Below are 21989 nucleotides of genomic sequence, written 5' to 3'. Positions count from 1 at the left end.
GAACTACAACTACTCCTCGCGGTCTGGACCGGCGCCTGCCCCACCTGTCACCGCGACATGCCAGAACCCATACCAACATGACCAAGCACTACTAGTGCCCGCGTCAGGCAACGTTTGCCGCGTCGCGACGCCCGGCGCGTCCCCGAGCTCTTCGAGCAGGGGGCACCCACTCGCCGCACCGGGCACAAGCCCGAGTACGTCCAGTACGAGGCCTTGCACCCGGCACTGTGTCTCAGCGGTAGCCGGCCAGGCTGTCCGCGAGTTCTTCTTCGTCGCCGTCGTGGATGGCGCAGAGGGCTCGCTGCGGGGCGCACGTGCCGTCCGGCGCTGCCTTCCGGCGGCCGTACGCGCGTCCACGGCCCGTCGGATTCCGGCTGCCGCCCGGCGGGGGGCAGGCGGATATGGCCACGGAAATCCAGCCAGCCGCCACCGGGGCGCACGCGGTCCGGTGAGCCGTACAACCTGTGGCCCGCCAGACAGCGGGCCGGGCACCGGACATCCATGGGCAGCAGCGAAGGCCGCAGCCGGGCTCGCATCGCGGATCGCCACGGACACCCCGGTCCCGAGGTTCCGGGGTCGCGGGGGACGACGCCGATCACCCTGCCGGTACCGGTGCCGGTACCGGTGCTGGTGAAACCTTGGCGCAATCTCGAATTGGCCGAGGGGAGTGACTGCGGCAGGGTGAGCCGTCGAACCGGGGGGAGGCACAGGGTGGCGATCGAATTCCGGCTGCTCGGTGACATAGCCGCCTACGCGGACGGCACGGCCATGGACCTGGGGCCTCCGCAGCAGCGCCTGGTGCTGGCCGTGCTGCTCGCCGAGGCGCCTCGTCATGTGTCGGTGGACCAACTCGTCGGACGGGTGTGGGGAGAACGGCCACCGCAGCGCGCGAAGGGGACGCTCTACAGCTACCTGTCCCGGTTACGGGGCGCGCTGGCCCCCGCGCGGCCGGAGACCCTCATCGTGCGGCGTTCCGGCGGATACGCGCTGGTCACCGACCACGACGCCGTGGACCTGCACCGTTTCCGCCTCCTCGTCGAGCGGGCCCGCGCCGCCGATGAAGCCGCCCCCGCCGCCGCGCTGTTCGAGCAGGCGTTCAGCCTGTGGCAGGGGCAGCCGCTCCAGGCCGGTGACACACCGTGGTTCAGCGCGCTGCGGGACAGCCTGCTGCGCGAACGCCACGCCGCCGCACTGGACCGCAATGACGCCCTGCTGGGGACCGGCCGCCACGGAGAGCTGCTGGCCGAGCTGTCCCGGGCGGTGGACGAGCACCCCCTCGACGAACGTCTGGTCGGGCAGTACATGCTGGCGCTGTATCGCAGCGGGCACACCGCCGAGGCGCTGACCGCGTACGAGGAGGTCCGGCAGCGGCTGGGGCGGGAGCTGGGCGCCGACCCCGGGCCGCAGTTACGCACGCTCCACCAGCAGGTCCTGACCAACGACGGCGCGCTGGCCCCTCCCCGCAGGGCGCCGGCACCCGCTGTGGCCAAGCCGGTCGCCCGCCCCGTCCCGCGCCAGCTCCCGGCCGCGCCCGCCTGGCTGGTCGGGCGCACCACTGAACTGACCCGCCTGGACCGGCTGCTCGCCACGCGGCGGCAGGAGCACGCCGCGAGGCCGGCCGCGGTCATCTGCGGTGCCGGGGGCACCGGCAAGACGTGGCTGGCCCTGCACTGGGCCCACCGGCACCGGCAGCAGTTCCCCGACGGTCAGCTCTTCGTCGACCTGCGGGGCTTCGCCCCCTCGTCGGAACCCCTCGCCCCCTCGCGGGCGATCAGGGGATTCCTCGACACGCTCGGAGTCGGTTCCACGGACATCCCGGCCGACCCCGACACACAGGCAGCGCTCTACCGCAGTCTCGTGGCGGACAAACGCATGCTCATCGTGCTGGACAACGCCCGCGACACCGATCAGGTCCTGCCTCTGCTCCCCGGCAGCCCCACCTGCGCGGTGGTGATCACCAGCCGCCAACAGCTGACCGGCCTCGTCGCCTCCCATCAGCCCGTACACATCACCGTGGGCGCCTTCGACCACCCGACGGCACGCGAACTGCTGGCGCTCCTCTCGGGCCGGGCGCGCATCGCCGCCGACCCCGGCGCGGTCACCGCGCTGGTGGACTACTGCGGCGGGCTGCCGCTGGCCCTCAGCGTCCTGTCCGCCCGGATCTCCACGGACCCCGCCCTCACGCTCCAGGCCCTGGCGGCAGAACTGCACGAGGCGGCCCACCGGCTGGACGCGCTGGAGACCGGCGAGAGCGGCAGGGACGTACGGACCGTCTTCGCCTCCTCCTACCGGGCCCTCGACCAGGAAGCCGCCCGGGTGTTCCGGCAACTCGCCCACGCCCCCGGCCCCGACATCGCGCTGCCCGCCGCCGCCGACCTCACGGCTCTCCCTCCTGGCCGGCTCCGTGCCGCCCTGCGCCGGCTGCGGGCCGCCCACCTCGTGCAGGAGCGCGCTCCGGGCCGGTACGGCTATCACGACCTCCTGCGCGTCTACGCCATCGAACTGGACCGCGCCACGGACGGCCATGAGGGCCGGGCGGCACTCACCCGGGTGCTGGACCACTACCTGCACACGGCGATCGCCGCCGACCGGCTGCTGCTGCCCCATCGCGACCCCGTCCACCCCCCGTCTCCCGCGGCGGGCGTACATCCCCAGCCCCTCACGTCCCACGACCAGGCCATGGCATGGTTCACCCTGGAGCAATCCGGGCTCATCCCCTCGGTCCACCGCGCCGCGCGCACCGGACACGACACCCACGCCTGGCAGCTGGCCTGGGCACTGACCACGTTCCTGACGCGCTGCGGTCGCTGGAGCGATGTCGCCGCGATCCACCACACCGCCCTCGCCGCCGCGGCCCGGACGGAGAATCCGGCCGCCCTGGCGGAGTCCCACCGCGCGCTGGCCTGGGAACGCACCGAGGCGGGCGACCACCCGGCGGCACGCTCCCATCTCACCCAGGCCCTCACCCTCGCGGCCGAGCACGGCGACGCCGTGTCACAGGCCCACACCCATCTGGCGCTGGGCTGGCTCCGCGAACGCGAAGGCGACCCGGACGCGGCGCTGCGGCACGACCGGCAGGCCCTCGACCTGTTCGCCTCCGCGGCCCACCCGGCCGGGCTGGCACGCGCTCTCAACGCGGTGGCCTGGGATCTCGCCCGGCAAGGCGACTACCCGGCGGCCGTGGACCACTGCCACCGGGCACTGTCCATCCAAACGGAACTGGGTGACCGCCGCGGCGAGGCCGCCACACTGGACACCCTCGGATACGCCTACCAGCGTGCCGACGATCACCACAGCGCGCTCGGCTGCCACCGCCGGGCCCTGCTCATCCACCAAGACCTGGGGCACCGCTACAACGAGGCCGAAACCCTCGTCCACCTCGGGCGGTCCCGGCACGCGATCGGCGATCACCACGCCGCCAGAGACGTCCTGGAGCAGGCCCTCGTCATCTACCAGGAGATTCAGGTTCCCGCCACCTGCGTGGAACAGGCCCGCGCCCTGCTCGGCGCGGTCCTGGCAGCCGGATCCGCCGGGCCGTCGAAGCCGGGCCGGGCGGTCCGGCGGTGAGCCCGGCCGCACAAGGCCCGCCGGGCCGGGCCGGGCACGGACGGCCGTTGCGCCCGGATGTCGTTTGTGAAGTCCTCGTTGCGCGGTCCGCATCGCCCTGTTCCCGGGTGGCGGGCCGTGCTTACCTCATCGCAACTCAGCGCCGCTCTCCCTCACGAGGAGCACCATGAGCAGCCAGCCCACCGACTCCGTCACCGCCCCCCGCACCCCCGAGGAGCCGTCCGCCGGTCCCGACACATCGGCGTGGTCCTTCGAGACCAAGCAGGTCCACGCCGGTGCCGTGGCCGACCCGGTCACCGGTGCCCGGGCCACGCCGATCTACCAGACCACGTCGTTCGTGTTCCGCGACACCCGGCACGCCGCCGACCTGTTCGCGCTCGCCGAGCCCGGCAACATCTACACCCGGATCCACAACCCCACCCAGGATGTCCTCGAGCAGCGGCTCGCGGCCCTGGAGGGCGGTGTGGCCGCCGTGGCACTGTCCTCCGGGCAGGCGGCGGAGACCCTGGCCATCCTCACCCTGGCCGGCGCCGGCGACCACATCGTCTCCAGCGCCTCTCTCTACGGCGGCACCTACAACCTGTTCCGCCACACGCTGCCCCGGTTCGGCATCGAGGTGTCCTTCGTGGACGACCCGGACGACGCGCAGGCGTGGCGGGCGGCGATCCGGCCGAACACCAAGGCGCTGTTCGCGGAGTCGCTGGGCAACCCGCGCGGCAACGTGCTCGACGTGCGGGCGGTGGCCGACGTGGCGCACGCGGCGGGCGTTCCGCTGATCGTGGACAACACGGTGCCGACCCCGTATCTGCTCCGCCCTCTCGAGCACGGCGCGGACATCGTCGTGCACTCCGCCACGAAGTTCCTCGGCGGCCACGGCACCGCCATCGCGGGCGTGGTCGTGGACGGCGGCACGTTCGACTTCGGCGCGCACGCCGACAGGTTCCCGGACTTCACCGAGCCGGACCCGAGCTACCACGGCCTGCGGTACTGGCCCGCGCTCGGCCCCGGTGCCTACGCGGTCAAGCTGCGGGTGCAGTTGCTGCGCGATCTCGGCCCGGCGCTCTCCCCGCACTCCGCGTTCCTGCTCCTCCAGGGTGTGGAGACGCTGAGCCTGCGGATCGAGCGGCACACGGCCAACGCCCAGGTGCTCGCGGAATGGCTGGAGCAGCGCGACGAGGTAGCCGTCGTGCACTATCCGGGCCTGCCGTCCAGCAGGTGGTACGAGGCCGGGCAACGCTACCTGCCGCGCGGCGCCGGCGCGGTCGTCTCCTTCGAGCTGCGCGGCGGCATCGAGGCGGGCCAGCGGTTCGTGGACGGCGTGGAGCTGTTCAGCCACCTCGCCAACATCGGTGACGTACGCAGCCTGATCATCCATCCCGCGTCCACCACGCACAGCCAGCTGGACCAGGACCAGCTGGCGGCGACCGGCACCGCGCCGGGGCTGGTGCGCCTGTCGGTGGGCATCGAGTCCCTGGCCGACCTGAAGGCGGACCTGGAGGCAGGTTTCCGCGCGGCCAAGGGCGCGTAGATGCACGCCGTCGCCGCTACCGAGGTCCCCCTGCCGCCGCCCACCGGGGCCTGGCGGGAGGGGGACCCGCCCGGCCGGCGCCGGTGGTACGACGCGGAGAAACCACTGCCGTTGGAGGCGGGCGGCGAACTACCGCGTGTACGGCTCGCGTTCGAGACCTGGGGGTCGCTCGCGCCGGACCGCTCCAACGCCGTCCTGCTGCTGCACGCGCTCACCGGGGACAGCCACGCCGCCGGCCCGGCCGGGCCCGGGCACCCGACGCCCGGCTGGTGGGACGCCCTGATCGGTCCGGGCCGGGCGCTGGACACCGACCGCTGGTTCGTCGTCGTACCGAACGTGCTCGGCGGCTGCCAGGGCAGCACGGGGCCGGCCTCCCGGCGTCCCGGCGGCGGACGGTCATGGGGCGGGGCGTTCCCGTTCCTGACCCCGCGCGACCAGGTGGCCGCGGAGGCCGGTCTCGCGGACGCGCTGGGCATCGACCGGTGGGCGTTGGTCGTCGGGGGCTCGATGGGCGGGATGCGGGCCGTGGAGTGGGCGGTGTCGTACCCGGCGCGGACGGGCGCGCTGCTGCTCCTGGCGACGGCGGCGGCGGCGAGCGCGGAACAGATCGCGTGGGCGCACATCCAGGTGCGGGCCATCCGCGCGGACCCGTACTGGCAGGGCGGCGACTACCACGACACCGGCCGCGGGCCGCACCTGGGACTGGGGCTCGCCCGCCGGCTGGCCCATGTCACCTACCGCAGTGAGCCGGAACTCCAGGTCCGCTTCGGCCGTCTGCCGCAGGAGGCGGAGGACCCCTGGCGAGGCGGCCGCTACCAGGTGCAGTCCTATCTCGACCATCACGCGGCCAAGCTGGTGCGGCGTTTCGACGCGGCGAGTTACGTCGTCCTGACCGAGGCGATGAACGCCCACGACGTGGGCCGGGACCGCGGCGGTGTGCGGGCCGCCCTGCGGCGGGTGACCGCGCCCACGCTGGTCGCCGGGGTGGACTCCGACCGCCTCTACCCGCCGGCCCAGCAGGCGGAACTGGCCGCGCTGATCCCGGGCGCCGACGGGCTCAGGACGGTGGAGTCGCCGTACGGGCACGACGGGTTCCTCATCGAGGCCGAACAGGTGGCAGCGCTCGTCCACGAGCTGCTGGACTGAGACCGGCACGCCCGCGCGGCGAGCCGGCGCACCCGCTGCCCCGGCGGGCGTCCTCGCCGTTCCGGCCGGCTCCACGCAGCGGCCGGCGGGCGTGCCGCGGCCCGCTCAGTCCGGTGTGCCGCCGGGGATGCCGAGTTCGCGGCCTCGATAGAAATCTTCCAGCTCCGCTACGACGTACGGGGCCATGGCGGCACGCCGCCGGAGCTCGGGCTCGGACGCCCGCCAGGAGTCGCACGCCTCCTTGGAGTCCCAGAACGACACCCCGGTGATCTCGTCTCCGTCTTCCGACCAGTACGCGAAGGCGCGGCGCATCCCCTGCGGCCGGGTCGCGGGCCGCCACGCCCGCTCGACGTCCTCCAGGGTGCCCGGCTGGATGCGGCGGGTCGTCACCCAGACGAAGTGCTCCTCCATCGCGTTCTCCTCCGCTACGGCCGTGCGGCTCGCCGGTGCCACTGCGACCACGGTAGGCCCCCGGCCCGGAACGCGCCCGCGCGGCGCGGCGACCGCCCGCTGAACGCCCGTCCCGCCCCGCCGGAGGCCGACGCGTACTGTTCCCACACGGCCGCGGGGTGCGAAGACCGAAAGACCCGCACCTGCCGCGGATGGCCGTCACCGTCCCGCGCTGAAACGGCGCCGCTTGACACCATCGGGGGAAGCCTCGCCAGGCCCGGAAAGGACGGAAGGGAACACCATCCCCATGCCTTGTACCTCGCTCATCTCCCACCCCACCCGCCGGGAATCCACGCCGGGGCCGGCGTCTGGCGGGTCCAAAGCCACCCTTGCCTGGACCCTGGCGGGCGCTACGGCGGCGCTGGAGTACGGACTCGAAGCCAAGTGGGCTCTGCGCCAGCGGCGCCGGGACCGCCGCCGCCCGCCACAGCCGCTCGCCGCGGACCGACGCAGCACCTGCGTCCTGCTCACCGCCGTCACCCTCGGCGAAGCCGGCGCGGCGGCCCTGCTGCGCTGGGCTCCCTCCGCACGCATGACCGGGGACCGCGCGACCAACACGCTGATCGCCCTGCCCGGCATCTGGGCCGGAATGGCGCTGCGCCACTGGGCGGTGGCCACCCTGGGCGAGCACTTCCGCAGCACCGTCGATGTCCGCCCCGGCCAGCCGGTGGTCCGCACCGGTCCCTACCGCCACCTGCGGCATCCCTCCTACGCCGGAGCCCTGCTCATGGCCGCCTGCGCCGGGTTCTGCCTGGACCACCCCCCTGCCCACCTCGTCCTCGTGTGCTGCACCCTGGCCGGAATGCTCCACCGCATCCATGCCGAAGACACCGTGCTTACCTCCGCCCTGGGCTCCGACTACGCCGACTACGCCTCCGGCACCGCGCGTCTCATCCCCGGTGTCTGGTAGCCACCGGGCCGGGCCCCGGCCGGAGGCCGGACGGGGTGTCGGGCCGGGCGGCGAACACGCCGGCCAGGCCCGGGTGGACGCGGGACTCAGGCGGCATGGCTCGAATCCGCCCGCGCACTGCATCGGGCGGTGCGCACGCTGCCGCCGCATGAGGGCCGGCCGCGTGGCCCGGGCGACCGGGGTCCGTGGCGGGGGTGGGTGCCCCACTTCCCGCGCCGGGGTCCCGGCGTCACCCGGGCGGTGCGGGGTGTGGGTCCAGGCGGAGCCCGGCCGGTTCCAGATGGGCGCTGAAGTGCGGGGTGACGCGTCCGCCGGGGGTGGGCCGCAGGTGGTGGCGGCGCAGCAGCGCGGCGGTGGTCAGGGCGGCGATGGCGGTGACCCAGGACGCGCCGCGGCAGTATCGGTCGCCGATGCCGAACGGCAGGTAGGCGCCGCGGTGCAGGCCGGGCCGCGGGGTCGCCCAGCGGCCGGGAACGAAGGCGTCGGGGCGGGGGTGGTGGGCGGGATCACGGTGGATGAGGTAAGTGGCGACGCGGATCTCGGTGCCCGGGGCGAGATCGTGGTCCGCGAGGCGGACGGGACGGCGGAGGGTGCGGCCCAGCAGCCACGACGGCGGGTAGAGGCGCAGCGCTTCGCGCAGGGCGTGCTGGGTGGCGGTCAGCTGTGCCGGGTCGACGGCCGGCGGGGTCCCGGACGGACCGAGGACGCGGCGGGCCTCGGCGCGCAGGCGCCGCTGTTCGGCGGGGTGGGTGGCCAGCAGGTGCAGCAGCCAGGCGGTGAGCAGGCCGGGGGCGGTCTGGGCGCTGAACAGGCGGCTGAACAGCACGGTCAGCACCGCCTCGTCGTCGGCGGCGGGCTCGGCCAGGAGCACGGAGAGCAGGTCGTGGCCCGCGGCGGCCGGGGCGGCGGCGCGGCGGCGGCGCAGCGCGGCACGCAGGCGGTCGTCGACGGCGGCCGCCGCCCGCTCGAACCGGTCGTGGGCGCCGTCCTGGCAGGGCTGTCCGGCGCCGCGGACGACCGCGGGGGTGGCGGCGCGCAGGGGCGCGTCCAGGCCGTGGACGAGCGCGGCGTCGCCGCCCAGGCACAGGACGGCCGCCAGGTGCGCGGTCGTCTCCAGGACGGTGGGCAGCACGTCCCAGTCGCTGGCCGGGGGAGGGGTGCGGTCCAGGCAGGCGTCGGCGGCCGACAGCAGGGCGGGGGCCTGGGCGCGGACCGCGGCGGCGGTGAAGGCCGGCTGCGTCCAGGACAGGCGCGCGGTGCGGCCGGGCAGGGCGGTCTGCCGGCCGCCGTCCCAGCCGGGCGGGCGGCGGAAGGCCTCGGAGCGGGCACCGGTGTCGTCGTCGGCGCACAGGGCGCGCACGGCCGCGTCCGCGTCCGCGACGACGAGGGTGCGGGGGTCGTACCACCAGCAGGCGGGCAGTGGCCGGGTGGCCGGGGCGCGCAGCAGCGCGGCTGGGCCGGGCTCCTGGCCCGGTCCGGCCGCGCGGACCGGTGGCGTGTGGCTCACCGGCGTGCACCTGCCGCGGACGCCCGCGGTGCCGCCGGGCGGCGCGGCGGGAGGTTCTCAGCCGCGTACTCCCACGTGGGCAGGGATTCCCCGGCTGCCGCCGGCTGGGTCCGCGGGGGTGGCGCGGGGCGGCGCGGGGGGAGGTTCTCCGCGGCGTACTCCCACGTCGGCAGTGTCTCGCGCGGCTGCGCGGTGCGATGGTCGGGTGCCTTCATGGCTTCCTCCCGGCATTCGGGTGGGTGTGGAACACCTCCACGGTGTCCAACGGGATGGCCTCCCGCACCCGCTGTGACCGCCGCGCCCTGCTCCGGGCGGACGTGCGGCGGGGCGGCACCGCGGGTCGTCGGTGCCGCTGCCGCGGACCGGGCCGGTGGCGGATTGGGCCGAACGGGTGAACCACCCCGAGACCCGCCGCGCCGTCAGCCCGCCGCTCCGGCGACCACGACGACGGGGCGCACCTTGCCGTAGCTCAGCAGGGCCAGCGGCGCGGCCTCGGCGAAGAACGCGTCGGGGTGCCGCGCGGCGACGGCCCGCAGCCGGGGATGGCGGGCCAGCACCCGGGCGGCGGCCCTGGCCTCGGCGCCGCCCGGGCCCGCGGCCCCGCCAGGCCGGGGCTGCACCCGCAGGCCCAGACGCGACAGCGGGCCGTGGGGACGGGCGGGGTCGGCCGGGACGGCCAGGAGCTGGGCACCGGTCACCTCCGCGGAGTCGGCGGCGGCCAGCCTCAGGCCGTCCACCGGCAGTTCCGCCCCGCGCAGCCGGACGGTGTGCCCGGCGCGCCCCAGCACCCGCACCGCCGGCCAGACGCGCGAGCAGGTGCAGCGGGCTGCCGCCAGCCGGTCGTCCAGGGCCGTGCGCAGCAGCGGGCGGGCGGCCCCGGGGGCGGCGGCGCGGGTCAGCAGGCAGCCGCGGGCGGACAGCTCCAGCACCTGGCCGGGCCACAGGTGCAGCACGCCGGGCGGGCAGCCGGGAAAGGCGGCGGCCACGGCGCCGGTCTCGGAGGCGGAATAGGTGCCCCACAGCTCCACGCGCGGGTTCAGCTCCCGCAGCGCCGCCCGGCAGCCCGGGGACAGGTGCTCCCCGGTCCACAGGACCGTGCGCAGGGGGAGCGGGTTGCCGTGGGCGAGGAGGTCCTCGGCGAGGACGGCGAGCGTGTGCGGCAGGCCGGCTACGGCGTTCACCCCGATCTCGCGCAGCTCCCCGGCGATGCGGGCCAGCGCCGTGAGGTCGGTGGGCGCGGTGACGGTGTGGACGCCGCACAGGTCGGCCAGACGCTCGGTGTGCAGGTACGCACCGCCCGCGGGCAGGCAGTTCAGCAGGACGTCGCCCGGCCGCAGCGGCCGCCAGTCGCCCAGGGAGCCGGGGGTGAAAGCGTCCCGGCCGGTCAGCGCCCGCACCGCGCGCACCCCGGTGGTGCCGCTGCTGACGAGGTAGTGGCCGGGGCGGCCGCGCAGCCGGTGACGGGCCGCCTCCATGGCCTGCTCCCGGGTCATCTGCGGCAGCGCGGCCAGGTCGCCGGGACGGACCCGGCGGGCGCCCTCCCGCACGCCGTCCCCGGCGCTGCGCAGCCACCGCTCGCACACCGGCGCGAGTTCCCGGCTGCCGGCCGCCCAGCACACGGTCGCGCGCAGCTGCGCCATCGTCAGGTCCCCCAGGACGGTGCCGGCCGGCGGGCACGCGGAGGAGGTGTCGGACATGAGCTCACTGTCGCCGGACCCGGTCCCGCTCGCACCCCGGAGCCCGCCGTCGCCCCCGGACGGCGGTCAGGACCACGGGCGCGGCGCGGCCCGTTCACGGTGCGCCCGCAGACACGCGGCCTCCCTGTCCGGGGCCAGCCCCACCGCCGCGCCCTCCGGCAGCCGTTCGCCGCGCGCCCGCAGCCACTGCCAGGTGTCCGCGACGGTGTCGGCCACGGGGCGGCAGCGCAGCCCGGCGGCGACCGCCGCGGAGACGTCGCCGCGGTGCAGGTAGTCGTGTGCCTCACCGGGCGGCAGCCATATCGGCAGCTCGGTCCACGGCTCGATGCCCGCGGCCAGCACCGCCCGCGGCGGCAGCCAGCACAACTCGCCCCGGGAACCGGTGACGTGGAGGCACGCCTCCAGCAGACCGCCCATGGTGGCGTGCCCGGCCGGGCACATCACGTCGTACGCGCCGCCGAGCCCGCGCTCCGCCGCGCCGAGCATCCACTGCGCCAGGTCGCGGGCGTCGACGTACCGCAGCGGCAGCCCCGGCGGGCCGGGCGCGAGCACGGAGCCGCCCCGGGCGGTCCTGAGCAGCCACCACGGCAGCCGACCGACATCCTCACCGGGCCCGAGGATCAGCCCCGCGCGCACCAGCACGGCCCGCTCGCCGAAGGCGTCGGCCGCGGCCAGTTCACCCCCGCGTTTGGCCCGCGGATAGTCCGTCTCGCCGTCGTCCGGACAACCGCCGATCGGCTCCGGACCCCGCGCGGTCACCGGCCAGGCGTAGACGAAGCGGCTGGAGACGTAGAGATAGGTCCCCGCCCGGTCCGCCAGCAGCCGGGCCGTGTCCCGCACCGCCCGCGGCGGGCCCGCCCAGGTGTCGACGACGGCGTCCCACTCGCCTCGCTCCAGGCCCGCGAGCCCGCCGCCGGCCAGCCGGTCGCCGCGCAGCCGGGCGGCTCCCCGCGGCGGCGTGCCGCGGCCGCGGTGGAACACCGTCACCCGCCAGCCGCGGGCCAGCGCCTCCTCGGCCGCCGCCCGCCCCACGAACCGGGTGCCCCCGAGCACCAGCAGCCTCACGACGGCCGCCGGGGCGGCCCGCCGCGGCGGGCACCGTCGCCGGGCTCGCCGCCGCCGGGCGCCGGCCCGGCGGCCGCACGGGCCGCACGGGCCGTCAGGCGCGCCTTGACCTCGGGCCACTCCTCCCGCAGGACGGAGTAGTAGTCGCTGTCGCGGAAGGTGCCGTCCGGCAGGCGGATGTCCCGGCGGTGGGTGCCCTCGCAGTGGGCTCCGACGCTGTCGAAAAAGCCCCTGGCCCGGTGGTTGCGGTGATCGGTGTGCCAGAAGACCCTGCGCATCCCCAGATCCTCGAAGGCGTGCGCCAGCTGGAGGGCGAGGGTCCCGCAGGCGGCCGCGGTGCGCCAGTACGGGCGGGCGATCACCAGCCAGCTGAGTTTGATCCGCTCGTGGCGGACGTCGAAGGCGCGGTAGCCGGCGATGCCGATGGCCCGGTCGGTGCCGCGGTCCCGCACCGCGAACTGGACCCGCTCGCCGTCGCGCATCTGCGCCAGCAGCGGTTCGACCAACGCCGCCAGTTCCCCTGGGGTGCGCGGGGTGGGCGCGATCAGCCAGCGCCATACCTCCTCGTCGCCGCCGCAGGTGGCGAACAGGCCCTCCAGGTGGTCCCGGCTGAGGGGCTCGAGCCGGACGTGGGGGCCGGTCAGGACGACGGGCCGCGGTGCGCGTGCGGGCACGGACGTCACCTCCTCCTGCGACACAACACCCCCAGAATTTACCCTTTAATCAGGATTCATTACATTCGTCATATCTCGCGTTCCCCGCTGGCAGAACGCCCCGGCGCCGGACCGGCTGCCCCGGGGACCGTGGCCCGGGCCCACACGAGAGGTGCGCGCATGTGCGGAATCGCCGGATGGATCGCCTACGACGCGGACCTGACCGGCCACCGCGAACGGAAGACCGCCGCGGCGATGACCGCCACCCTGCGCTGCCGCGGGCCGGACGGCGCCGGCCTGTGGGTCGGCCCTCACGCCGCCCTCGGCCACCGCCGCCTGGCCGTCGTCGGCATCGAGGGGGGCGGACAGCCCATGACCGTCTCCCACGGCGGCCGGCCGCCGGCGGTCGTCGCCCACAGCGGCGAGATCCACAACCACCGCGAGCTGCGCGCCGAACTGGAACACCGCGGGCACCGGTTCCGGACCACCAGCGACACCGAGGTCGTCCTGCGCGCCTACCTCACCTGGGGAGAGGACTTCACCACCCGCCTCAACGGCATGTACGCCATCGCCCTGTGGGACACGCGCACCGAGCAGTTGCTGCTGGTCCGTGACCGCATGGGCGTCAAGCCCCTCTACTACCGGCCCACCGGCGGCGGCGTGGTCTTCGGCTCCGAGCCGAAGGCGGTACTCGCCCACCCGCGGATGCGCCCCGTCGTCGACACCGACGGGCTGCGCGAACTGCTGGCCGCCACCCTCACCCCGGGGCACGGCATCTACGCGGGCCTGCGCCAGGTCCGCCCCGGCCACACCGTGCGGGTGCGCCGCCAAGGCGTCACCGAACACCGCTACTGGGCCCTGCGAGCACGGGAGCACACCGACGACCTGCCCGCCACCGTCGCCACCGTCCGCACCCTCCTGGAGGACATCGTGGCCCGGCAGCTCGACGCGGACGTCCCGGTGTGCACCCTGCTCTCCGGCGGCCTGGACTCCAGCGCCGTCACCGCCCTGGCCACCCGGGTCCTGCGCGACCGGGGCCGCGGCCCCCTGCGCTCGTTCGCCGTCGACTTCCCCGGCCACAGCGGCGACCACCGCCCCGACCAACTGCGCCCGACCCCGGACGGCCCCTACGTCCACGCCCTCGCCGCGCATACCGGCTGCCGTCACACCGATGTCGTGCTGCACCCGGCCACCCTGACGGACCCCGGCCACCGGCACGCCGTCCTGCGCGCCCGTGACCTGCCCACATCGAAGGGCGACACCAACACCTCCCTGCTCCTGCTGTGCCGGGAGGTCAGAGCGCACTGCCCCGTCGCCCTCACCGGCGACTGCGCCGACGAACTGTTCGGCGGCTACCGCAGCTTCCACGACCCCCGCACCGTCGCCGCCCCCGCCTTCCCCTGGACCACCGCCCGCGGCCCCGACGGCCGCAACGGCGCCCTGCTCGACCCCGCCCTGCTCGACCCGGGTCTGCGTACCGCCCTCGACCTGCGTGGTTACCAGCACGACCGCTACCGCGAAGCCCTCGCCGCCGTCTCCCACCCCGACCGCCCCACCACCCCCGGGGAACGGCGCATGCGCGAGATCACCCACCTGGAGCTGACCCGCCGCGCCCAGGCGATGCTCGACCGCGCCGACCGGCTCGGCATGGCCGCGGGCTTGGAGATCCGCGTGCCCTTCTGCGACCACCGGCTCGTCGAGTACGTCTACGGCACCCCCTGGGCCATGAAGACCTCCGACGGCCGGGAGAAGAGCCTGCTGCGTGCCGCCGTGCGCGACCTGCTCCCCGCCGCCGTCGCCGACCGCGCCAAGTGCCCCTACCCCGCTGTCCAGGACCCGGGCTACACCCGGGCGCTGCTGGCGGACCTCACCCGCACCCTGGACGACCCGGCCGCGCCCGTCCGCCCCCTGCTGGACCTGGCGGCGGCGCGCCGGCTGGCCGACCCCGCCACACCGGCCCCACGGGCCCGCCCCAACGCCGAGACGATCCTCGCCCTCGACGCCTGGCTGCGCACGTACCACGTCGAGCTTGGCATCTGAACCGGCACCCCGGACGGCCGCCGGCCCGCCGCCCAACCGCGCGGTCGCGAGCCGGTCAGGCCCTGCCGTGCCCGGCCCACGTGGCCCGGGCAGGACGAGGCGGCACCGGCCGGAGGTGACGCCGTGGTCCTAGACGCGGGCGGCCGGGGCGTCCTGCTCCAGGCGGGCGCCCAGGGTGGCGGCGAAGTCCTCGGCGCGCTCCAGTTGGACCCGCAGCTTCTCCACCTGCTCGGCGGCGGCCTGCCGGTAGGTCCGTACGCGCTCCAGCAGGGCCTCGCGCTCGCCGTCGTCGAGCGCGTCGCCGCTGTCCAGGCGGTCGGTGGCGTCCAGCAGGTCGCGCATCTGCTCCAGGGTGAAGCCCAGTGGCTTCATCCGGCGGATCACCATGAGCCGGGCGACGTCGGTCTCGGTGTAGAGACGGAACCCGCCCTGGGACCGGGCGGAGGGGATGACCAGGCCGGTTTCCTCGTAGTGCCGGATGGTGCGCAGGGACAGCTCCGTCCGCGCGGCGACCTCGCCGATCCGCATGTGCTTGCCGTCCACGCCGTTCTCCTGGCCCTTCCGTGCAGCGGGCCGCGTCCCGTGCGGCCCCACCGGCCTCTACCCTAACGTTAGGGTAGAGTTTTCGAAGGTGGGGCGGCCCGGCTGCCCCGCCACCGCCGTTCCGGGGCCGATGGAGCCCCCGGCGAAGATGCGATTCTTGCGGGAGAGAGCGTGCGCGAGCCCATGACGCCGATCGCCGCCGCCTGCCCGCCGTGACCCTTCGCCCCCGGAGGTGAGCCGCCCGGCCGCGCGCCCGCGCCAGGCCCGCCTCGCGTCCCCCCTTTCGACTTCCGGCCCGCTCCGCGGGCCGTTCGCGGGGTGCCGGCCCGGCCCCCGCGCGTCCTTCCCGCACGCCCCGGCCTGCCCGTGGGGTTGTGCCCGAGCTCGACAGGTACGCATCTCCTTGTCTTCTGCTGCTGTGACTCCCGCCGCGCGGCCGCGTGGCCTCAAGCCCGACTGGCTGAGCGACCCGAAGGTCTGGCGCACCGAGGTCCTCGCCGGCCTGGTCGTCGCCCTCGCGCTGATCCCGGAGGCGATCTCGTTCTCGATCATCGCCGGGGTCGAGCCGGCGGTCGGCCTGTTCACCTCGTTCACGATGGCCGTGGTCCTCTCCCTCGTCGGCGGCCGCCGGGCGATGATCTCCGCCGCCACCGGCGCCGTCGCCCTCGTGATCGCCCCCCTGAACCGTGAGTACGGCCTGGACTACCTGATCGCCGCCGTCATCCTCGCCGGCGTCGTCCAGGTGATCCTGGGCGCGCTGGGGGTGGCGAAGCTGATGCGGTTCGTGCCGCGCTCGGTGATGGTCGGCTTCGTCAACGCGCTCGCCATCCTGATCTTCATGGCCCAGGTGCCCGAGATGCACGACGTGCCCTGGGCGGTGTACCCGCTGGTCATCGGCGGCCTGGTGCTGATGGTCTTCTTCCCGAGGGTCACCAGGGCGGTCCCGGCCCCGCTCGTCTCGATCGTCATCCTCACCCTCATCACGGTCGCGGCCGGCGTCGCGGTGCCGACCGTGGGCGACAAGGGCGCCCTGCCGTCCTCCCTGCCCGTTCCCGGCCTGCCGGACGTGCCGTTCACCCTCGACACACTGACGACGATCGCCCCGTACGCCTTCGCGATGGCACTGGTCGGCCTGATGGAGTCCCTGATGACCGCCAAGCTGGTCGACGACATCACCGACACCCACTCCTCCAAGACCCGCGAGTCCATCGGCCAGGGCCTGGCCAACATCGTCACCGGCTTCTTCGGCGGTATGGGCGGCTGCGCCATGATCGGCCAGACGATGATCAACGTGAAGGTCTCCGGCGCCCGCACTCGCTTGTCGACCTTCCTCGCCGGCTGCTTCCTGATGGCGCTGTGCGTCGTCTGCGGGCCGGTCGTCTCCGACATCCCCATGGCCGCCCTGGTCGCCGTCATGGTCATGGTGTCCTTCGCGACCTTCGACTGGCACTCCGTCGCGCCCAGGACCCTTCGGCGGATGCCCGCCGGTGAGATCGCCGTCATGGCCATCACCGTGACCGCGGTGGTCGCCACCCACAACCTCGCCATCGGAGTCGTCGTCGGCTCCCTCACCGCCATGGTCATCTTCGCCAAGCGCGTCGCCCGCCTCGCCCACGTCACCGCCGTCACCGGCCCCGACGGCGGCACGGTCGTCTACCGGGTCACCGGCGAGCTGTTCTTCGCCTCCTCCAACGACCTCGTCGGCCAGTTCGACTACGCGGGCGACCCGGAGAGGGTCGTCATCGACCTGTCCGCCGCCCATATCTGGGACGCATCCTCCGTGGCCGCCCTCGACGCGATCGAGACGAAGTACGAGCAGCGCGGCAAGACCGTAGAGATCACCGGCCTGAACGACCCGAGTGCCGACCTCCACGCCAAGCTCACCGGCGAACTCGCCGGCAGCCACTGACCTCCGCGCCGCGCGATCACAGCGCCAGGACCCCGGCGGTGGGGCCCGGGTCCTGGCGTCGGGTGAGCCGCGCGGAGCGGTCGATCGCGGTCCGTCCTTCCAGCCTCGGACGGCCCCGTCAGGCGCGCACGACCCGCCAGCGGTTGTCGGCCGTGCCGTTGTCCGAGTCCTGGACGGCGAAGGCGCCGACGGCGGCGGAGCCGTTCTCCACGCCGAGCAGCTTGCCGCTGTGCGCATTGCGGATCTTGTACGTGCCGTCGCCCTGGTCGAGCAGGAGCCACCGGTGGTCGGCGGTGCCGTTGTCGGACCACTGGAGGACGGGGGCGCCGTCGGCCGCGGACATGTCCAGCACGCCGAGCACCTTGCCGCTGTGGACGTTGCGGAACCGGAAGGCGTCCCCGTCGGGGAGCATCTCCCAGTTGTGGTCGGCGGTGCCGTTGTCGTCCCATTGGAGGGCCCGGGCGCCGTCGGCGGTCGACATCCTGTCGATGCCCAGCACGAGACCGCTGGCCGCGTTGACGAGGTGGACCGTGCTGACACCGCTGGTGTTCCAGTAGACGGTGTAGTTGTGGCCCTGCGCGTCGTGGAAGGGGCCGAGGCGCACAGGGGCGCCGTTGGCGGTGGCGGTGAAGGCGAGTGCCGTGGCGCTGGTCCGCTTGATCGAGGACACGTCCAGGGCCGGGAGGGCGGTCAGGGCGGTGTCGCCGTAGTCGCCGGACAGCACGACCGGGCCGTAGGTGACCGCGCCGACGCCGGGGTTGTCGTTGGCGGGCCGCACCGCGGTCCGCATGGGCAACCGGACCGTGACGGTGTCACCGGAGGTCCAGGCGCGGTCCAGCGTCGCGTAGCTGCCGGGGTTCGCGGCGATCTGCTGCACGGTGCCGTTGACGCTGACGACGGCCCCCGTCGTCCATCCGGGGATACGGATGCGCATCGCCCAGTTCCCGCCGGCCTCGCCGGTGACCCGCAGGGTGGTGGTGTCGCCGGCCGGGTACGTGGTGGTCTGGGTGACGGTGATGCCGCGCTGCGTCCAGGTGAGCACCGAGGGCACGAACATGTTGACCGTCAGCGTGGTGCCGGAGTGGAAGTACACGGAGTCCATCAGCCGGGTGTGTATCTCCACCCCCGTGCCCTGGCAGCACCAGAAGGTGGTGTAGTCGGTGCTCCAGGTACCGCCGCCCCACGCCGGGCCCACACCACGCCGGGCGCCGGGCCTGAGCGGGGTGAAGTAGGTGACGTGCCCGTGCGGATCGGCCGGGTTCTGGTTGCCGATGATGTGGTTGAGCCAGGCTTGTTCGTAGTAGTCGAAGAGCGCGGCCCGGTCCGGCGTCAGCGTGAACAGCTCCCGGGTGAGCGTGAGCATGTTGACGGTGTTGCAGCTCTCGCAGGTGTCGTTGGTCAGGTGGGCGGCGATGGCGTTGGGAGCGCGGAAGTGCTCGGCCTGGCTGTTGCCGCCGATGGCGTAGGTGTGCGCGGTGACGCACATGTTCCAGGCGTTGGTGGCGATGTCCCGGTAACGCGTCTCGCCGGTGGCCTTGTACGTGCGGATCGCGCCGATCCACTTCGGTACCTGGGTGTTGGCGTGCAGTCCGGCCAGCGCGTCCCGGTTCGCCGCCAGGGGGTCGAACACCGCGGCGTGGTCGAAGCGCCGGGCGGCGGTGAGCCACCGCGTGTCACCGGTCTGCTGGTACAGGTCGCTCAGGACGGCGTTCATGCCCCCGAACTCGGTGCCCAGCATGGCCTGCATCTGCGCGGTGCTCAGCCGGCCGGTGCGGGTGTCGACCCAGCCCGCCAGGGCGAGCAGCACGTCGCGGGCCTGGGTGCTGCCGAGGTGCCGCCACACGTCCAGCAGACCGGTCATCGTCTTGTGGATGGTGTAGTACGGGACGTTGCCGTTCTTCAGCGTACGGGCCTCCAGCGCCGAGAAGTCGGACTCGGGGTAGCCGCAGAGGTATCCGGCGCCGAAGCCCGCGGCGCCGTTGTTGGCCTGGCACTTGGCCAGCTCCGCGACCGTGTACAGGGCCTTGTCACGGACTGCCGTGTCGCCCGTCACGGCGTACAGCTGCGCCCAGGCGGTGAGGAAGTGGCCTTGGACATGGCTGCGGAAGGGGAAGTCGGGGGCCTCCCAGCCGCCGGTGGGGGCCGCGCCCTTGGTGGACAGGCGGTGATTGGCGCGGAAGTTGTACAGCAGCCGGTCGGCGTCGACGTACCGGAGGTAGGCCGCGGTGCGGTTCTGGTTGTCCAGCCACCGGCTCGCGGTCAGCCGGACCTGTCCGAGGTCGAAGGGCAGCGCTTTGGTCCCGATGTCGCCGCGGACCGGGGGGAGGGAGGCCGCCCGGGCGGCGGGGCTGCCGGAGAGGGGCCCGGCGGCGGAGGCGGCGGCGGCGACTCCGGCGATCTGGAGCAACCGTCGCCTGCTGACGTTGGAGGACATGGTGCGCCTTTCGGGTCGGCGGTGCGGACGGGGAGGGGGGACCGGTCGGCGGCGTACGGCTCGCCGGCCCGGCGGGCGCCGGGCCGCGGCTGGTGGCAGACGTGCGGGAGCGCGCCGCCGTTAGGGGTGAAGGCGGTCATCGTGCGGCGCGGCGGGTGGCCGCGGGACGGGAGGGCGGCGCGGCGGCGGGCCCGCCGCCGCGCCGGCTCGGGGGGCCGGACGCCGACGTGACCCGGGCCCGCTGCCGCCGGAAGGCGGCGGTACCGCGCCCGCGCCGCTCCGGCGCGGCGTCGTCGGCCGCTCATCCGTGGGGGCGGGAGGCACCGGGGCGGCGGCCGGCGCGGCGGGCCCGCTGCGCCGAGGGCGTGAACGGTGTACGGATACGCATGAACATCTCCTCGTGCCGGGGAGGGGCCGAGCGCACGGGCGGTGTACCTGACGCCGCCCCGCCGAGCCGTTCGCCGATGGCGGTCTGGAACGGACCCTTCGTTGGTTCGTGATTTCGAACGACGTTCGCAGGAAACGCCGAGACCATAATGGGACGGGTAACGGCCGTCAATGCCGCCGTCGTTCACCCTGGGCGCGAGGCGTGTTCCGGCCGCCGGTGAGCGGCTGCTTCCGCGCCCCGGCCGGACGACGCGGAACGCGGAACGCCCTCCCTGGCGGTCAGTCAGTACGCGGCCTGGTCAGGGGTGGGGTAGAGCCGTTCGTTTCGCGGCGGGTGTGGAATTTCCCGTAGGTGTCGAGCGACCGGAGAGTGCTTCTTTCCGTGCGGCCAACAAGATCCCGGACACGTCCCATGCTTGCGGGTCAGAAGCACTCTCCGGTTATTTGATCAGGACGTGGAGCGTCAGCACGCCCTTTCAGCCGGGGGAGCGTCGAGCGGACGGTGTGCGCCGGTGTCCTGCGCGGCCGCCGGCGAGGCGGCGTACCACGGGCTGTTCCAGGCCCACGTGGAGGAGCGCGGCGACCGCGACGGCCAGGCCGAACAGCAGCAGGACGAGGCCCAAGACCCGGTAGGCGGGCCACTGCGGGGTCCCCAGCAGCCAGTGGGCGCTGAAGATCAGTGGCCAGTGCACGAGGTAGAAGGCGTAGGAGGCCTCGCCGAGGAAGACGAGCCGGGGGGCGCGGAGTACGCAGCGCCGTGCGGTGATGTCGGCGCGTGCGGTGGCCATCACCAGGGCGGCCGCGGGGACCATGGGCACGGCGGCCCCGAGGAACGGTGCCGGCAGGACGGCCGCCCCGAGGACGAGGGAGACGGGCAGAGCGGCCCCCCAGACGGCCGGGCCGAGGGGCACCCCGTTCCCCTGCCGTACCAGCCGGGCGAGGATCATGCCCAGCACGAACTCGGGGAGCCGGGCCGGGGGGAGAAAGTAGAAGAGCCACATCTGTTCCAGGGGCGGGGCCTCGCCTTCCTGAACGATGGGGGCTCCCTGGAGCAGGAGGGAGCCGGCGGGAATGAGCCACGCGGAGGCGACGCAGGCTCCGGCGGCGGCCCACAGCCGGGTGGGGCGGATCCGCGCCACCCGCGGCAGCAGCCACGGGAACAGCAGGTAGAAGAAGACCTCGGTGGCCAGTGACCAGGTGACGGTGTTGACGCCGACGAGGTAGGTGCCGTGAGGCACCCATGTGTGCAGCAGGAACAGGTTCGCCACGGCGGGCGCCCAGTGGACGCCCGGTCCTTGTGGGCTGGCAGGCACGCTGACGGCGGCGGCCGCGATCCAGGCGGTCATGGCGCACCACACCGCGATGTGGGCGGGGTAGATCCGCGCGGCTCGCCGCAGCCAGAAGCGCGAGGCGGTGTCCTGCGGGCGGGCGGACCACGTCAGTACGAAGCCGCTGATGATGAAGAAGCAGCACACGCCCATGGGGCCGAGCAGCGCCAGGCCCGCGGTGGCCAGCTCGGCCCGCCGGTCTTGGTACAGGTCGCCCAGGTAGGCGAGGTGGGACAGGAACACGGCGAGGGCGCAGGGGAAGCGGAGCCCGGTGAGGGCGGGGAGGGCGCGGGGCGCGGTGGTCGGCGCATCCGGCGGTGCCGTCCCCTCGCCGGGGCCGGGCTTCCGTCGCGAGCCGGTCACGGGACGGCGGGGGTGCGGAGCCGGTAGCGGGTGCGGCGGGGGCCGGCCACGGAGCGGCTGCGGGCCTCCGCGTCAGCCGGCTTCACGTCCGTCTCGCAGCGGCCGGCCGAACCGGGCGTGCCCGGCGTCCCGGTGGACGGCGCCGTCCCCGCTGCTCCGGCTCCTCCGCCGGGCTGAGCGCCCGGTGCTCACTCACGTCTCGTACGACTGCCAGCGCCGTCAACCCGAGCCTCCCCGCCTTCGGCCCGGCTGCGGACCAGCCGGACAACGTGAGAACGCTTGAGGAATTTTGGAGTTGCGTCACAGAGGCGTAGAACATCCGTAGGAGGAAGGACCCTTTGCCGCGCACGCTGGGTGCGGGCTGGGACCGGCTCGGCCGGGGTCTCTAGGGGGCGGAGAGCGACGAGGACGAGGGCCGGGAGTGCGCCGCGCGACACCACGTCACACCGTATTCCACCTCAA

The 21989-nt window shown here is 74.5% G+C and carries 14 protein-coding genes and 1 pseudogene; 6 read left to right on the top strand and 9 right to left on the bottom strand.

The genetic code is table 11. The annotated features are described in order from the left end of the window. Nucleotides 1-232: 232 nt before the first annotated feature. Nucleotides 233-337 (bottom strand): annotated as a pseudogene (locus tag AB0L74_RS19735) (phosphotransferase); the annotation flags it as partial. Nucleotides 338-711: 374 nt separating this feature from the next. Here AB0L74_RS19735 and AB0L74_RS19730 point away from each other — a divergent pair. From AB0L74_RS19730 to AB0L74_RS19720, 3 genes are all read left to right on the top strand, one after another. Further along, complete coding sequence (locus tag AB0L74_RS19730; RefSeq protein ID WP_365653502.1) at nt 712-3567, top strand: BTAD domain-containing putative transcriptional regulator; 2856 nt, start codon at nt 712-714, stop codon at nt 3565-3567. 166 nt (nt 3568-3733) lie between these two features. After that, nucleotides 3734-5095, top strand: coding sequence for a bifunctional o-acetylhomoserine/o-acetylserine sulfhydrylase (locus AB0L74_RS19725; RefSeq protein WP_365653499.1), 1362 nt, complete (start codon nt 3734-3736; stop codon nt 5093-5095). After that, nucleotides 5096-6241 (top strand): homoserine O-acetyltransferase, encoded by a 1146-nt coding sequence (locus tag AB0L74_RS19720; protein WP_365653496.1) that lies wholly within the window; start codon nt 5096-5098, stop codon nt 6239-6241. A 105-nt stretch (nt 6242-6346) separates the two neighbouring features. Here the strand turns inward: AB0L74_RS19720 and AB0L74_RS19715 are convergent, their stop codons facing one another. Beyond that, nucleotides 6347-6694: a hypothetical protein gene (locus AB0L74_RS19715; protein ID WP_365653493.1), complete on the bottom strand. Its 348-nt coding sequence runs from the start codon at nt 6692-6694 to the stop codon at nt 6347-6349. 244 nt (nt 6695-6938) lie between these two features. Between AB0L74_RS19715 and AB0L74_RS19710 the strand changes: the two genes are divergently transcribed. Next, nucleotides 6939-7601, top strand: coding sequence for an isoprenylcysteine carboxylmethyltransferase family protein (locus AB0L74_RS19710; protein WP_365653490.1), 663 nt, complete (start codon nt 6939-6941; stop codon nt 7599-7601). Between the two features lie 229 nt (nt 7602-7830). Here AB0L74_RS19710 and AB0L74_RS19705 read toward each other — a convergent pair whose 3' ends face one another. The 4 genes from AB0L74_RS19705 to AB0L74_RS19690 form a co-directional block, all read right to left on the bottom strand. Then, nucleotides 7831-9108, bottom strand: a complete 1278-nt coding sequence (locus tag AB0L74_RS19705) for a cytochrome P450 (protein WP_365653487.1) — start codon at nt 9106-9108, stop codon at nt 7831-7833. A gap of 419 nt (nt 9109-9527) precedes the next feature. After that, on the bottom strand, nt 9528-10805 hold the full coding sequence (locus tag AB0L74_RS19700) for an AMP-binding protein (RefSeq protein WP_365653484.1): 1278 nt from the start codon (nt 10803-10805) through the stop codon (nt 9528-9530). Nucleotides 10806-10871: 66 nt separating this feature from the next. Next, a complete protein-coding gene (locus AB0L74_RS19695) occupies nt 10872-11870 on the bottom strand; it encodes an NAD-dependent epimerase/dehydratase family protein (RefSeq protein ID WP_365653481.1) in 999 nt (332 codons plus the stop codon). Then, nucleotides 11867-12544, bottom strand: coding sequence for a GNAT family N-acetyltransferase (locus tag AB0L74_RS19690; protein WP_365653478.1), 678 nt, complete (start codon nt 12542-12544; stop codon nt 11867-11869). The genes AB0L74_RS19695 and AB0L74_RS19690 overlap by 4 nt, the downstream gene beginning before the upstream one ends. A gap of 159 nt (nt 12545-12703) precedes the next feature. On the opposite strand from AB0L74_RS19690, the gene asnB reads away from it, so the two are divergent. Continuing rightward, nucleotides 12704-14563, top strand: coding sequence for an asparagine synthase (glutamine-hydrolyzing) (asnB, locus tag AB0L74_RS19685; RefSeq protein WP_365653475.1), 1860 nt, complete (start codon nt 12704-12706; stop codon nt 14561-14563). 129 nt (nt 14564-14692) lie between these two features. On the opposite strand, the gene AB0L74_RS19680 is transcribed toward asnB, so the two are convergent. Continuing rightward, nucleotides 14693-15106, bottom strand: coding sequence for a MerR family transcriptional regulator (locus AB0L74_RS19680; protein ID WP_365653471.1), 414 nt, complete (start codon nt 15104-15106; stop codon nt 14693-14695). A 403-nt stretch (nt 15107-15509) separates the two neighbouring features. Between AB0L74_RS19680 and AB0L74_RS19675 the strand changes: the two genes are divergently transcribed. After that, nucleotides 15510-17015, top strand: coding sequence for a SulP family inorganic anion transporter (locus AB0L74_RS19675; RefSeq protein WP_365653468.1), 1506 nt, complete (start codon nt 15510-15512; stop codon nt 17013-17015). Nucleotides 17016-17133: 118 nt separating this feature from the next. On the opposite strand, the gene AB0L74_RS19670 is transcribed toward AB0L74_RS19675, so the two are convergent. Then, entirely contained in the window at nt 17134-19449 is a 2316-nt protein-coding gene (locus AB0L74_RS19670) for a beta-L-arabinofuranosidase domain-containing protein (protein ID WP_365653465.1), read from the bottom strand. A gap of 863 nt (nt 19450-20312) precedes the next feature. Further along, complete coding sequence (locus AB0L74_RS19665) at nt 20313-21527, bottom strand: acyltransferase (protein WP_365653461.1); 1215 nt, start codon at nt 21525-21527, stop codon at nt 20313-20315. Between the last annotated feature and the right edge of the window lie 462 nt (nt 21528-21989).

Origin of the sequence: Streptomyces sp. NPDC052020, from assembly GCF_040680575.1 — a bacterium.
Lineage (GTDB): Bacteria > Actinomycetota > Actinomycetes > Streptomycetales > Streptomycetaceae > Streptomyces.
This window is presented reverse-complemented; position numbering and strand designations above follow the sequence as displayed.